This is a genomic window from Marinococcus halotolerans DSM 16375, from assembly GCF_000420725.1.
Classification (GTDB): Bacteria; Bacillota; Bacilli; order Bacillales; family Marinococcaceae; genus Marinococcus; species Marinococcus halotolerans.
Window position 1 is genome coordinate 114,363 of sequence record NZ_ATVM01000003.1, and the last position, 12,646, is coordinate 127,008.

Below are 12,646 nucleotides of genomic sequence, written 5' to 3' on the forward strand. Positions count from 1 at the left end.
CATGTTCTTAACAGACCGGGGAAAAATCCGTCCTCACAACGAAGATACCGGAGGCATTGTCACGCATGCTTCCGGCACTATTTTAGCCGTCGTTGCTGATGGAATGGGCGGACATTCGGCCGGAGACGTGGCAAGCGCCATGGCCTATCAGACGCTAAAGGACGCATGGAAGGAAAACCCGTCTGTCGATTCCGTTGAAGAGGCATCCGAGTGGCTGACTGACAACATGATGAAAGCAAATGAAGCCATCATCCGCCACGCCCATCATTACCCGGAGCATGCGGGAATGGGGACGACTCTTGTCGCGGCAATCTGTCATCCGTCGTTTACCGTGACCGGAAATATCGGTGACAGCCGCAGCTATATCTGGACGGACCGTACTGTTCAGCAGCAGAGTGAAGATCACTCCCTCGTGCAGGAGCTGTATAATAAAGGACAGATTTCAGCACTCGAAGCGGAGTCGCATCCGCAGAAAAATATATTAACGAAAGCACTCGGCACGGACCGCGGCCTTTCCCCTGACATTTATACGTATGAATGGGGCGAAGGGGACGGCGTGCTTCTTTGTACCGACGGGCTGACGAATAAGCTCGGCGCCGAAGACATGGCCGGGATGCTTGCTTCTCACGAAGACCTTCAAGAAGGTGTGGAAGCGATGGTGCAGGCAGCCAATGACCGTGGAGGCGAAGATAATATAACGATTGCGGTGGTAATGCGGGAGGAAGAGGTATGGACCAGCTGATCGGAAGACGTATCAGTGACCGCTATCACATTAAGCGTCTCCTTGGGAGCGGGGGTATGGCGTATGTGTATCTCGGAGAGGATATGATTTTGGAGCGGCTGGTGGCACTTAAAATTCTTCAGCCGCAGTTTAACGGTGATGAGGAATTTTTGCAGCGGTTCCGCCGGGAGTCACGGGCAGCCACTATTTTGGGCCACAGAAACACGGTCAATATTTATGACGTTGGCGAAGAACAGGGACTGCATTATATCGTTATGGAGTATGTGGAGGGCCAGACGGTGAAAGAAATGATCCGCCTTCATGGACCACTGCCGCTTGAACAGGCGGTACATATAACCAGGCAGCTGCTCGAAGCACTGATGCAGGCGCACAGTCACGGCATCATTCACCGGGATATTAAACCCCACAACCTTCTTTCTAACGACCGGGGGGAAATAAAAGTAGCTGATTTCGGTATCGCCCGCGCTGCCTCTGCTTCTACGATCACACAGACCAATACGATGATGGGGTCTGTTCATTATATTTCACCGGAGCAGGCAAGAGGCGGAGTTGTAAGTGCACGATCGGATATTTATGCAGCCGGCATCGTTTTGTTTGAAATGGTGACCGGGGTGGTGCCCTTTGAGGCAGAATCCGCCGTAAGTATCGCGTTAAAGCATATTCAACAGCCGCTCCCGGACCCGGCAAAGCTGCGGCAGGGTCTCCCTCAGAGTCTGGCGAACGTCATTTTAAAAGCTGCGGCGAAAAGCCCGGATGACCGTTACGTGAGCGCCGAAGAAATGTATGAGGACATCCGTTCAGCGCTGTCTGATGAAAGAAAAAACGAACGCCCTTATTTTATTCAGGAGGACCATACCAGTGCCCGGGAGCGGGAATGGTCGGACCCTCAGTTGGCTAAAGAGGATACGATGGTGGCAGCGCCGGCTGTTCAGGAAGATGATCAGGAGAAGCCCGGTTCGGAAACGACGGCGGATGTGGACCGGCAGCCGGAAAAAACGAAAAAATGGCCGTATGTTGTGGCCTGTATACTCGTATTTTCAGGAGCGGCATTTTTTTACTGGCTGCTTCCAGAAATGTTTGTCGTGAGTGCTGCAGCGAAATTAATTCCGCATGTATTTCCCTTAACGCAGACGGCTGTGTGGGAAACGGCCGGGGCAGGGCAGAGTCAAGTACTACAAGAAGGGGCGAAGGTATGGCAACAGGTCGAATTGTAAAAGCAGTCAGCGGGTTCTATTATGTAGACAGTGAAGAAGGATATTTTCAATGTCGTGGCCGGGGACTGTTCCGCAAACAGAAAATCAAACCGCTCGTAGGTGACGTGGTGCGGTTTGAAGCAGAGAATCATACAGACGGATACGTACTTGAAATTAAAGAGCGGGCTAATGAGCTCGTGCGCCCGCCGGTCGCTAACATTGACCAGGCGCTGCTCATATTTTCCGCTGTCGAGCCTGATTTTTCCACCTGGCTGCTCGACCGTTTTCTTGTGCATGTGGAAAACGAAGAAATCCAGCCGGTGATTTTAGTGAGTAAATGGGACAAAGCAGACGAGGCAAAAAAAGAGACGCTGCGTGCCATACAGAAGGATTATGAGGGTATCGGCTACCCGTTTCATTTTTACTCGACCAAAACAGGCGAAGGCATCGGAGAGGCAGCCGCTTATTTTCCGGAGAAATATTCTCTTTTATCCGGGCAGTCGGGGGTGGGAAAATCCTCGCTGTTGAATGCGGTAGCGCCTGACCTTGATCTCGAGACAGCAAACATCTCCGGGGCTCTCGGGCGCGGGAAGCATACGACAAGGCATGTGGAATTTCTGCGGGTGAATGGCGGATGGGTGGCAGATACGCCAGGATTCAGCTCGCTTGATTTTGGTTCGATTACAGCTGAAGACCTCGATATCTGTTTTCCGGAAATGCGGGCAAGAATGCCTGACTGCAAGTTCCGCGGATGCTCCCACCGACAGGAGCCGGGCTGTGCAATACGGCTCGATGTGGAAGAAGGGCGTATCCCCTCCTATCGCTACGAGCATTACAAACAGTTCCACGAAGAAATTTCATCCACTCCGAGGAGGTATTAATAATGATAAAAATTGCGCCTTCTATTCTATCAGCTGATTTTGCGGAATTGGGCCGGGCGGTGAAGGAAATTGACGAAGCCGGGGCGGATTATATACATATCGATGTCATGGACGGCCATTTCGTTCCAAATATCACCTTCGGGCTCCCGGTCATCGAGGCGATTCGTCCCTACAGCGATAAACCGTTTGACGTGCATTTGATGATTGAAAAGCCGGAACGCTACATTGCGGATTTTGCCCATGCGGGGGCCGATATCATTTCAGTGCATGTAGAAGCGTGCCCTCACGTTCACCGTACGATCCAGCAGATTAAAGAAGCCGGCTGCCGGGCTGGCGTAGTGTTGAACCCGGCGACGCCGGTGGAGATGATCACCCATATTCTGCCGGATGTGGACCTTGTGCTTTTAATGACCGTGAACCCGGGCTTTGGCGGCCAGGCGTTTATCCCAAACGTACTCGACAAAATCAGGGCAGTGAAAAAGGCGGCGGATGTTGTTAATCCGGAGCTCGAGATTGAAGTGGACGGCGGGGTCAGCCGGGAGACAGCGAAAGACTGTCTCGAAGCCGGGGCGAATGTGCTTGTTTCGGGCTCGGCTTTGTTCAAACAGGAGGATAAAGCGAAGGCAATCGAAGAATTAAAACAGTAGATAATATTATTATGTAAACTAAATAAGCCATAAAAAAAGCGGCGCCCTGGCCGCTTTTTGCTTTATACGCGTGTGACTTTACCGGATTTTAATGCTCTCGCGGAAACGTATACGCGTTTTGGCTTACCGTTCACAAGAATACGGACTTTTTGCACGTTAGCTCCCCAACGGCGTTTCGTTGCATTGTTGGCGTGAGAACGATTATTTCCAGCTTTAGGGCCTTTCCCTGTTACATAGCACTTGCGGGACATATGCGGCACCTCCTTATTAATATCAAACAAAATTACCCATACTCAAACATATTAGCACAGAGCCTCTGCACACGCAATGTTGATTCGCCAAAAATACAATTATGCTTTTCATTTCAGGCAAACGTGGTTATAGTGATAATGGCAGAGTTACTTTGAAAAGAAGCTGGAGCGTTCGGACACAGCCGGCGTCTTGAAAGGAAGGAAAAGAGTCATGAGCTTCGAAATTTATTCGTCAAACGGAACAATCGATATTACACTCGAAGTGCTTGCCACTGCCGTAGGAGCGGCAGCCATGGACTGCTACGGCATCGTAGGCATGGCGTCAAAGAAACATTTTAAGGACAATCTGTCGGAATTGCTTCGAAGAGAAAATTATTCCCGTGGAGTGGTCGTCCGGGAAGAGGACGGTCTCATTCATATTGATATGTATATTATTGTAAGCTATGGTACGAAAATTTCTGAAGTGGCGCACAACGTGCAGCGGAAAGTAAAGTATCAGCTTCAGAAAATGCTCGGCCTGGATGTGGCCGCTGTAAACGTATACGTGCAGGGCGTCCAGATTGAATCAGCCTTACCATAGGAAGCAACGGATGAAGGAGAGAGAAAAATGGATCAATTAGTACGCGGTCCTGAGCTGGCAAAGATGCTGAAGCAGGGCGCTTCTGCACTGCAAAAGCACAGCAAAGAGGTGGATGCATTAAATGTTTTTCCAGTACCGGACGGAGATACTGGCACCAATATGAGTTTGACGATCCGTTCCGGCGTCGAACAGCTTCAGGAGAACAGCCATGCCGGAGAAACGGCCAAACACTTTTCCAAAGGGCTGCTGATGGGAGCGCGGGGAAATTCGGGAGTTATTTTGTCACAGCTGTTCCGCGGGTTTGCCAAGTCCATCGAAAAAAAAGCTGAGCTGCGTACAGAGGACGTGGCAGAAGCTTTTGAACAGGGAGTGGACGCTGCTTACCGGGCAGTAATGAAGCCAGTGGAAGGAACGATTCTGACCGTGGCGAGGGAAGCCTCTCTTGCTATGAAAAATAAACATAACGTGGATGCGTTTGCGCTTGAAGAATGGATGCGGCAGTTTTTGAAAGCGGCAAAAGAAGCGCTTGCGTATACGCCTGAGCAGCTTCCAGTTCTAAAAGAGGTGGGTGTAGTTGACTCCGGCGGCCAGGGACTTGTGCATATATATGAAGGAATGCTGCACGCGCTCACCGGAGAAGAGGAAGAAGAGGGGGAATCCGGGCCTTCGCTGGACCAGCTTGTGAAGCTTGAGCATCATAAAGACCCGGCTGCCCAGGGCGGAGCCGAAGCTATTACGTACGGCTACTGTACCGAGGTGATGGTCCGTTTTGCAGACAGTGAACCCTCCTTTGAGGAAGAAGCATTCCGAAAAGAGCTGTCGGCCCACGGAGATTCCCTTTTGGTTGTCTGCGATGAAGAGCTGCTGAAGGTTCATATTCATGCCGAAGAACCCGGTAAAATTCTGGAAAAATCCCAGCGGTACGGAGAACTGATTCATATAAAAATTGAAAATATGCGCGAACAGAACCGTGCCCTGCAGCAGGAAGTACCGGCAGAAAAGCCCGGGGCCCCCGTATCTCTTGTGCCATACGGATTTGTGACCGTAACGACCGGCGACGGGGTAGCTTCCCTGTTTGAAAGCCTTGGAGTGCAGGAGGTCGTCCGCGGCGGCCAGTCGATGAACCCGAGTACGGAGGACCTTCTCGAGGCTGTCAGCCGGGTGCAGGCGGAGCATGTGTTTTTACTGCCGAATAACGGCAATATTGTGATGGCTGCCGAGCAGGCAGCAGACATCAGCGACAAGCCGGTAACGGTCATTCCAACCAAAACGGTTCCGCAGGGTCTCGCCGGTATGCTTGCTTTTGATGAAACAAAAGATGCTGAGGCAAATAAAGAAGCAATGAAAGAAGCCACCCGGTTCGTTAAATCCGGCCAGATCACCCACGCCGTCAGGGAAACAAGTATCGAAGGAAAGAAGATTCAGGAAGGCGATTTTATGGGCATCTGGGAAAAGGATATTGTTACTGTCCACCAGGAAATGAAACAGGCGTTTCAGGAACTGCTTGCACAGATGGTGGACAGCGAAAGCGAAATTATTACGCTGATCAGCGGAGAAGATGTGAGCGAAGAGCTGGCAGGTGAACTTGCCGCAGAGCTTGAGCAGACGTACCCTGATGTGGAAATAGAAACACACACGGGTGGACAGCCGCTGTACCAGTATATCGTTTCTGTGGAATAAGCTGCCCCGGGCGGCTTATTTTTTGTGTAAAGCGCGGGAGTGACTCTTTCGCGCGAAAAAGGAAACGTATATAATGAAAGGTGAACAACCGTTCGTATAATACAGCAAAAGCAGGAAGGAAGGGACGGTTTATGAATTCGACGCTTCAATCACCGGTCTCTGACTTAAAAGGTGTAGGAGAAGAAAAACAGCGGGAGCTCGAACAGCTTGGTATTACCACGATTAACGACCTGCTTCATCATTTTCCCTATCGATATGAAAACCACGAAGTGGTCCCTATAGAAGAATTAAAGCACCAGGAAAAAGTAACGATTACCGGAGAGGTACAGTCGGAGCCGTCCGTGCGTTTTTTCGGCAAAAAAAAGTCCCGGATGACCGTGCGGATATTAATTGACCATTTGCTGGTGACGGCCGTGTTTTTTAACCGTGCGTTTTTAAAAAAACAGATAGAAATCGGCAGACAGGTGACGATCACCGGGAAATGGGACAAGCACCGCCTTACTATCTCGGTGCAGGATTTTCGGGCGGGCGCCCCCGACCCGGAAAAGCAGCTCGAGCCAATCTACAGCGTGGCCGGGAGTCTGACAGTCAAGCAGATGCAGCGTATGCAGGCTGAGGCCATAAAACACGTCCTGCAGGCAGTGCCTGAAAACCTGCCCGAAGAAATCCGTGAAAGGTACCGTCTCCCCGGCAAGCCCGAAACGTTTCAGGCACTGCACCAGCCAAAAAGCCGGGAACAGCTGAAGCATGCAAGAAGGCGCTACGTCTATGAAGAGCTGCTGTTTTTCCAGCTGAAAATGCAGATGTTTAAACGAATGGAGCGGCAGTCAGCCTCGGCGCAGCCGTTTGTGTATGATTCAGAGGCGACGGCGGAATTTGAAAAGCAGCTGCCGTTTCCGCTCACGAATGCGCAAAAAAGAGTAGTGCGGGAAATCCTGGAGGATATCGAGGCTCCCATACGGATGAACCGGCTTTTGCAGGGGGATGTAGGCTCCGGGAAAACGGTGGTGGCCTCCATTGCCATGCAGGCTGTGTTTACCGGAAACGCCCAGTCGGCGCTGATGGTGCCTACAGAAATCCTTGCCGAGCAGCACTATGAGTCTCTGCAGGAGCTGTTTGCAGGGACGGAGGTGACCGTGGGACTGCTGACTGGTTCGATGCGGCAGAAGGAAAAGCGGAACGCCTATGAACGCATTACCGATGGCACCATCGATATTATCATCGGCACCCATGCCCTCATCCAGGAGCCGGTGCAGTTTCACAACCTGAAGCTTGTCATTACCGATGAGCAGCACCGGTTCGGGGTCGGCCAGCGCCGGATCCTGAAAGAAAAAGGAGAGGACCCGGACGTATTGTTTATGACCGCCACTCCGATTCCCCGGACGCTTGCGATCAGCGTCTACGGGGATATGGACGTGTCCGTAATTGACGAAATGCCGCCGGGCCGCAAACCAATTGAAACCTACTGGGCGAAGCCGCAGATGCTTGAACGGGTGCTTCGTTTCGTGCAGAAGGAAATCGATCAGGGGCGGCAGGCTTATGTGATCTGTCCGCTCATTGAAGAGTCAGAAGCGCTCGACGTGCAGAACGCGATAGATGTGCATGCCCAGCTGATGCAGTTCTTCCCGCAGTACAATGTCGGCCTGATGCACGGCCGGCTTCCCGCGGAGGAAAAGGAAGACGTTATGCAGCGGTTCGCCGGCCATGAGCTTGATATTCTCGTTTCGACGACGGTCGTGGAGGTCGGCGTGAACGTGCAGAACGCCACGATGATGGTGATTTACGACGCAGAGCGTTTCGGGCTTTCCCAGCTGCACCAGCTGCGGGGCCGGGTTGGCCGCGGAGAGCACCAGTCCTACTGCGTGCTTTTAGCCGACCCGAAGTCCGAAACCGGCCAGGAACGGATGAATATCATGCAGGAGACGGAGGATGGATTTGTTCTTTCGGAAAAAGACCTGGAGCTGCGGGGACCGGGAGACTTTTTTGGGAAAAAGCAGAGCGGACTGCCCGAATTTAAAATTGCGGACGTGGTCCATGACTTTAAAGCGCTCGAGACCGCCCGGGATGACGCGGCGAAGCTGATACGCAGCGAGGTGTTCTGGAAGGATGAAAAATACCGGGCCCTCCGGGAATATCTTGATGAAGCCGGTGCCTTTCAAAAAGATAAACTGGATTAGTGGTTGAAATGAAAGAAATCGGTCTATATACTACTATTAGTACCTACTCATAGAAGTGGATGATTATTATGGCCCGAAAAAATAAAAAGGCAAGACAGGAAGAGCTTCAGGCTGTTATTGCCTCTAATCCCTTTATTACCGACGAAGCACTTGCCCGGTCGTTTCAGGTGAGCGTCCAGACTGTCCGTCTGGACCGCCTGGAGCTTTCGATCCCGGAGCACCGGGAGAGGATCAAGCACGTAGCTAAAGAAAGGCTGGACGAAGTCAAGGCGCTGCCGCTCGAGGAAGTGATCGGAGAGGTTATCGACCTCCATCTGGACCACGAAGCGATCAGCATGCTTGAAATTACGGAGGATCACGTTTTCTCAAGAAACGGCATTGCGCGGGGCCACTACCTGTTTGCGCAGGCGAATTCCCTGGCTGTGGCCGTAATTAACGATGATCTGGCGCTTACGATGCGCTCGTCCCTTGAATTTAACCGGCAGGTGTTTCTGGGAGAACGAATTATTGCCAAGGCAGTCGTTACAAAAAAGACCGAAAGAAAAACATATGTTACGGTAACAAGCCGCGTGCAGGGGGAAGAAGTGTTTCAGGGCGAATTCGTCATGTACCGTTCCCACGCTGCTTCGGTGAGCGAATAAGGAGACTAAAAAATGAGAATTGTAGTCGATGCGATGGGCGGCGATCATTCTCCAAAAGCCCAGGTGGCTGGAGCGATGGCTGCTGTCCAAGCTTTTAAAGATATTGAAATTACACTGGTGGGCTCTGAGCCGCAAATAAAAAAACATTTATCCAAAACAGAACGTATTGATATTTTGCATACCGATGAAGTGATTGACGGAGACGAGTCTCCGACTAAAGCCATTCGCCGCAAAAAGCAGTCCTCGATGGTCCTTTCCGTGCAGGAAGTGAAAGAGGGCCGGGCAGCAGCAGGTATTTCGTGCGGCAATACCGGAGCGTTTATGACGGCAGGTCTTTTGCATATTGGCAGAATACACGGCGTGGAGCGGCCGGCACTTGCCCCGACGCTTCCGACAGTGGACGGCACGGGCTTTCTGCTGCTTGATGCCGGGGCCAATATGGATGCAAAAGCGACTCATCTGTACCAGCACGCGATTTTAGGCAGTACATATATGCAGCTGGTACGGGGGATTGAAAATCCGCGGGTCGGACTTGTTAATATTGGTACGGAAAAGGGCAAAGGCAATAACTTAATGAAAGAAACGTACGAGATGCTCGAGCATGCTCCGGTTAATTTCGTTGGAAATGTAGAATCAAGGGATCTGCTCGACGGCGTCTGTGACGTAGCGGTCTGCGACGGCTTTTCCGGAAACCTCGTGCTAAAATCCATCGAAGGCACCGCCTCCACCCTGTTTTCTCTTTTGAAAAAAGAATTTATGGCAAGCCTGCGGACAAAACTGGCTGCTGCCATGATGAAAACAGGGCTGATGCATTTGCGCGAGAAAATGAATTACTCCCATCACGGCGGCGCTACGCTTGTGGGACTTCAGGCACCGCTGATTAAGTGCCACGGCTCGTCCGATCACGTATCTGTGTATCACTCGATCCGCCAGGCCCGGCAGATGGCCGAAGAAAACGTGACACACCTCATGCAGCAGCATTTAGAAGAGTAGGAGGCATCACAATGGCAAAAACGGCTTTTATTTTTCCTGGACAGGGATCCCAGTTTGTTGGAATGGGAAAAGAATTATATGACAACGCTCCAACGGCCCGTACGGTATTTCAGCAAGCGGACGAAGCGCTTGGCTACAGCCTGACTGATATTATGTTTAACGGCCCGGAAGAAACATTAACCCAGACGGAGTATACCCAGCCGGCGCTGCTCACGATGAGCTCCGCCCTTCATGCGCTTGTGGAGGAACGCGGCGTGCAGGCGGATTACACTGCCGGACACAGCCTCGGGGAATATTCGGCGCTGGTGGCTAATGGCGCGCTCAAATTCGCGGACGCTGCTTCGATTGTGGCCAAACGTGGAAAATGGATGGCTGAAGCAGACCCCGACGGTAAAGGGACCATGGCTGCTGTCATGGGCATGGAGCGTGAAGATCTGCAGGAGCTTGCAGATGAAGCGACAGAAGCCGCTGATAAAGTACAGCTGGCCAACCTGAACGCGCCAGGGCAGATTGTTATCTCCGGGAGTCGGGAGGGCGTGCGCTATGTGGAGGAGCACGCCCCCGACCGCGGAGCGAAAAAGGTGGTGCCGCTGCAGGTGAGCGGACCGTTTCACTCTTCATTTATGAAGCCGGCGGAGGAAAAGCTGGCAGAGGCGCTGCAAAACGTTGAGATCCGCGCGCCGCGCCGCCCGCTCATAGCGAATGTGGATGCCAAGGAAACCTCGGACCCATCCGCCATCCGCCAGCAGCTGATTGCCCAGGTAACCTCTCCGGTCCACTGGGAAGACTCGGTACGCCGGCTGATTGACCTTGGTGTAACGGAATTTGTGGAAATTGGCCCGGGCAATGTCCTGAGCGGAATGATCCGGCGGATCCAGCGACGGGGCCTCGATGTACATGCCGTTCAGGACGAAGCATCGCTGGATAAATGGCTCGAAAAAAGGAGTGCATCGTCATGAATTTTGAAGGACAAAGCGTGCTTGTAACTGGAGCGTCAAGAGGTATTGGCAAAGCCATTGCCCTTGGCTTTGCGGCTCAGGGAGCAAACGTTGCCATCAACTACGCCGGCAGCCGGGAAAAGGCCGAGGAGACTGCCTCGCAGTGCGGGGAGCACGGCGTAAAAACGCTTGTTATTCAGGCCGACGTTTCAAATGAATCGGATGTCAAAGAAATGCTCAAGCAGGTAACAGAGGAATTCGGCGGTATTGACGTGCTTGTAAATAACGCCGGTATCACGAAGGATAACCTGTTAATGCGCATGAAAGAAGACGAGTGGGATGACGTCATTGATACGAATTTAAAAAGCGTGTTTTTAACATCCCGGGCAGCCGCCCGTCCGATGATGAAAAAACGGGGCGGAACGATCATCAATATGGCTTCTGTCGTCGGCACGACCGGCAACCCCGGGCAGGCGAACTACACGGCCTCAAAAGCAGGAGTTGTCGGGCTCACGAAAACGCTCGCCCGCGAGCTTGCTTCGAGAAATATTCGGGTAAATGCTGTTGCACCAGGCTTTATCTCCACGGAAATGACCGACGAACTCGAGGAAGGCACCAAGGAACAGATGATGCAGCAGATCCCTCTGCAAAAGCTCGGAGAGACTGAAGATGTGGCCAATACGGTGTTATTTCTTGCTTCAGACAGCGCCAAATATATGACCGGCCAGACGCTTCATGTTGACGGCGGCATGGTAATGCCATAAAATATCGGTGACACAGCGGTTTCATTCGTGCTCAGAAGTGGAATGGATGGGATGAAGCCGAAACGATTCTTTAAAGGAGGTGAAAGGAATGGCAGACACGTTGGAACGTGTGAAAAAAATCGTTGCAGACCACCTTGGCGTGGACGAGGCGAACGTCAATAAAGACGCGACCTTTAAGGAAGATCTCGGCGCGGATTCTCTGGATGTAGTAGAATTAGTCATGGAACTGGAAGATGAATTTGATCTGGAAATTTCTGATGAAGAAGCAGAAAAAATTCAGACAGTCGGTGATGTAATCAATTACATAGAGAAGCAGTAGTAGAAAGCAAGCCCACGTCCTGTGCAAGCGGGCTGGGCTTTTCTATGTAATGCCCCGAAATTATTTTAAGGGAGGTTCATTTGTGCCAAAACCTACATCGTCCAAAAGTCAGGCGAGGGAGAAAGCAGTATTTACGACCAGACAGCATGAACTCATGCAGTCCATTCTCCGGGAGCTGCAGGTTTCATTTGCAGACGAGCAGCTGCTGCGGCAGGCTTTCACCCACTCCTCCTATGTAAATGAACATCGTATGAAGCACGTAAGGGATAACGAACGCTTGGAATTTCTCGGCGATGCTGTATTGGAGCTGGCGGTTTCCAATCATTTGTTCCGCGAATTCCCTTCCATGACGGAAGGCGATATGACAAAACTCCGCGCCGCAATGGTATGTGAAGCATCGCTAGCTAGCTTGGCCGAGGAATTGCAATTTGGAAACGTGGTCCTGATGGGCAAGGGCGAAGAAATGACCGGCGGCCGCACCCGTCCGGCACTGCTCGCAGATGTATTCGAATCATTCGTCGGAGCAATGTATCTTGACCAGGGACTTTCAAACGTCGAACAGTTTTTGGAACGCTTCGTCTTTCCTAAGCTCGATGAAGGGGCGTTTTCTGTGACAGCCGATTATAAAAGCCAGCTGCAGGAATACGTCCAAAAGGAAAACCTGGGCGTGATTTCCTATGAAATCACCGATGAGCAGGGGCCGGCCCACAACAGGGAATTTCATTCTGCTGTCTCTTTAAACGAAGCGCGCGCCGGTACCGGCCGCGGACGTTCAAAAAAAGAAGCGGAGCAGCGGGCAGCCCAGGCTACCCTCGAACAGTTGCAGCGCCGCGAATAAAT

At 51.9% G+C, this 12,646-nt stretch carries 14 protein-coding genes; 13 read left to right on the plus strand and 1 reads right to left on the minus strand.

Features of this window, described 5'->3' with window-relative positions; all coding sequences use genetic code 11:
• The first annotated feature begins 1 nt into the window (after position 1).
• Genes G548_RS0103325 through rpe form a run of 4 tightly spaced genes read left to right on the plus strand, consistent with a single transcriptional unit; the run spans position 2 to position 3,463 of the window.
• Positions 2-742, plus strand: coding sequence for a Stp1/IreP family PP2C-type Ser/Thr phosphatase (locus G548_RS0103325; RefSeq protein ID WP_040880609.1), 741 nt, complete (start codon positions 2-4; stop codon positions 740-742).
• Positions 730-1,956, plus strand: coding sequence for a Stk1 family PASTA domain-containing Ser/Thr kinase (gene pknB, locus G548_RS17230; RefSeq protein WP_022792728.1), 1,227 nt, complete (start codon positions 730-732; stop codon positions 1,954-1,956). Before G548_RS0103325 ends, pknB begins: the two co-directional genes overlap by 13 nt.
• Positions 1,935-2,816, plus strand: coding sequence for a ribosome small subunit-dependent GTPase A (rsgA, locus tag G548_RS0103335; RefSeq protein WP_022792729.1), 882 nt, complete (start codon positions 1,935-1,937; stop codon positions 2,814-2,816). The genes pknB and rsgA overlap by 22 nt, the downstream gene beginning before the upstream one ends.
• A gap of 2 nt (positions 2,817-2,818) precedes the next feature.
• Complete coding sequence (gene rpe / locus G548_RS0103340; protein WP_022792730.1) at positions 2,819-3,463, plus strand: ribulose-phosphate 3-epimerase; 645 nt, start codon at positions 2,819-2,821, stop codon at positions 3,461-3,463.
• A gap of 62 nt (positions 3,464-3,525) precedes the next feature.
• On the opposite strand, the gene rpmB is transcribed toward rpe, so the two are convergent.
• A complete protein-coding gene (rpmB, locus tag G548_RS0103345) occupies positions 3,526-3,714 on the minus strand; it encodes a 50S ribosomal protein L28 (protein ID WP_022792731.1) in 189 nt (62 codons plus the stop codon).
• 211 nt (positions 3,715-3,925) lie between these two features.
• Between rpmB and G548_RS0103350 the strand changes: the two genes are divergently transcribed.
• The 9 genes from G548_RS0103350 (at position 3,926) to rnc (ending at position 12,644) form a co-directional block, all read left to right on the plus strand.
• On the plus strand, positions 3,926-4,294 hold the full coding sequence (locus G548_RS0103350) for an Asp23/Gls24 family envelope stress response protein (protein WP_022792732.1): 369 nt from the start codon (positions 3,926-3,928) through the stop codon (positions 4,292-4,294).
• A gap of 27 nt (positions 4,295-4,321) precedes the next feature.
• Positions 4,322-5,974, plus strand: coding sequence for a DAK2 domain-containing protein (locus G548_RS0103355; RefSeq protein ID WP_022792733.1), 1,653 nt, complete (start codon positions 4,322-4,324; stop codon positions 5,972-5,974).
• Between the two features lie 131 nt (positions 5,975-6,105).
• Positions 6,106-8,151: an ATP-dependent DNA helicase RecG gene (gene recG, locus G548_RS0103360; protein ID WP_022792734.1), complete on the plus strand. Its 2,046-nt coding sequence runs from the start codon at positions 6,106-6,108 to the stop codon at positions 8,149-8,151.
• Positions 8,152-8,219: 68 nt separating this feature from the next.
• Entirely contained in the window at positions 8,220-8,792 is a 573-nt protein-coding gene (fapR, locus tag G548_RS0103365; RefSeq protein ID WP_022792735.1) for a transcription factor FapR, read from the plus strand.
• A gap of 12 nt (positions 8,793-8,804) precedes the next feature.
• On the plus strand, positions 8,805-9,785 hold the full coding sequence (gene plsX, locus G548_RS0103370; protein ID WP_027847177.1) for a phosphate acyltransferase PlsX: 981 nt from the start codon (positions 8,805-8,807) through the stop codon (positions 9,783-9,785).
• A gap of 11 nt (positions 9,786-9,796) precedes the next feature.
• On the plus strand, positions 9,797-10,744 hold the full coding sequence (gene fabD / locus G548_RS0103375; RefSeq protein WP_022792736.1) for an ACP S-malonyltransferase: 948 nt from the start codon (positions 9,797-9,799) through the stop codon (positions 10,742-10,744).
• Positions 10,741-11,487 carry a 3-oxoacyl-[acyl-carrier-protein] reductase gene (fabG, locus tag G548_RS0103380; RefSeq protein ID WP_022792737.1) on the plus strand — a complete coding sequence of 249 codons (747 nt, stop codon included), beginning with the start codon at positions 10,741-10,743 and terminating at the stop codon, positions 11,485-11,487. The genes fabD and fabG overlap by 4 nt, the downstream gene beginning before the upstream one ends.
• A gap of 88 nt (positions 11,488-11,575) precedes the next feature.
• Positions 11,576-11,806 carry an acyl carrier protein gene (gene acpP / locus G548_RS0103385; protein ID WP_027847178.1) on the plus strand — a complete coding sequence of 77 codons (231 nt, stop codon included), beginning with the start codon at positions 11,576-11,578 and terminating at the stop codon, positions 11,804-11,806.
• Positions 11,807-11,960: 154 nt separating this feature from the next.
• Positions 11,961-12,644 (plus strand): ribonuclease III, encoded by a 684-nt coding sequence (rnc, locus tag G548_RS0103390; protein WP_051143834.1) that lies wholly within the window; start codon positions 11,961-11,963, stop codon positions 12,642-12,644.
• The last annotated feature ends 2 nt before the right edge of the window (positions 12,645-12,646 follow it).

Excerpts from the sequence above, each read along its gene's own strand:
- G548_RS0103325 (WP_040880609.1), top strand. The coding sequence starts at position 2 with ATGTTCTTAACAGACCGGGGAAAAATCCGTCCTCACAACGAAGATACC.
- pknB (WP_022792728.1), top strand. The coding sequence starts at position 730 with ATGGACCAGCTGATCGGAAGACGTATCAGTGACCGCTATCACATTAAG.
- rsgA (WP_022792729.1), top strand. The coding sequence starts at position 1,935 with ATGGCAACAGGTCGAATTGTAAAAGCAGTCAGCGGGTTCTATTATGTA.
- rpe (WP_022792730.1), top strand. The coding sequence starts at position 2,819 with ATGATAAAAATTGCGCCTTCTATTCTATCAGCTGATTTTGCGGAATTG.
- rpmB (WP_022792731.1), bottom strand. The coding sequence starts at position 3,714 with ATGTCCCGCAAGTGCTATGTAACAGGGAAAGGCCCTAAAGCTGGAAAT.
- G548_RS0103350 (WP_022792732.1), top strand. The coding sequence starts at position 3,926 with ATGAGCTTCGAAATTTATTCGTCAAACGGAACAATCGATATTACACTC.
- G548_RS0103355 (WP_022792733.1), top strand. The coding sequence starts at position 4,322 with ATGGATCAATTAGTACGCGGTCCTGAGCTGGCAAAGATGCTGAAGCAG.
- recG (WP_022792734.1), top strand. The coding sequence starts at position 6,106 with ATGAATTCGACGCTTCAATCACCGGTCTCTGACTTAAAAGGTGTAGGA.
- fapR (WP_022792735.1), top strand. The coding sequence starts at position 8,220 with ATGGCCCGAAAAAATAAAAAGGCAAGACAGGAAGAGCTTCAGGCTGTT.
- plsX (WP_027847177.1), top strand. The coding sequence starts at position 8,805 with ATGAGAATTGTAGTCGATGCGATGGGCGGCGATCATTCTCCAAAAGCC.
- fabD (WP_022792736.1), top strand. The coding sequence starts at position 9,797 with ATGGCAAAAACGGCTTTTATTTTTCCTGGACAGGGATCCCAGTTTGTT.
- fabG (WP_022792737.1), top strand. The coding sequence starts at position 10,741 with ATGAATTTTGAAGGACAAAGCGTGCTTGTAACTGGAGCGTCAAGAGGT.
- acpP (WP_027847178.1), top strand. The coding sequence starts at position 11,576 with ATGGCAGACACGTTGGAACGTGTGAAAAAAATCGTTGCAGACCACCTT.
- rnc (WP_051143834.1), top strand. The coding sequence starts at position 11,961 with ATGCAGTCCATTCTCCGGGAGCTGCAGGTTTCATTTGCAGACGAGCAG.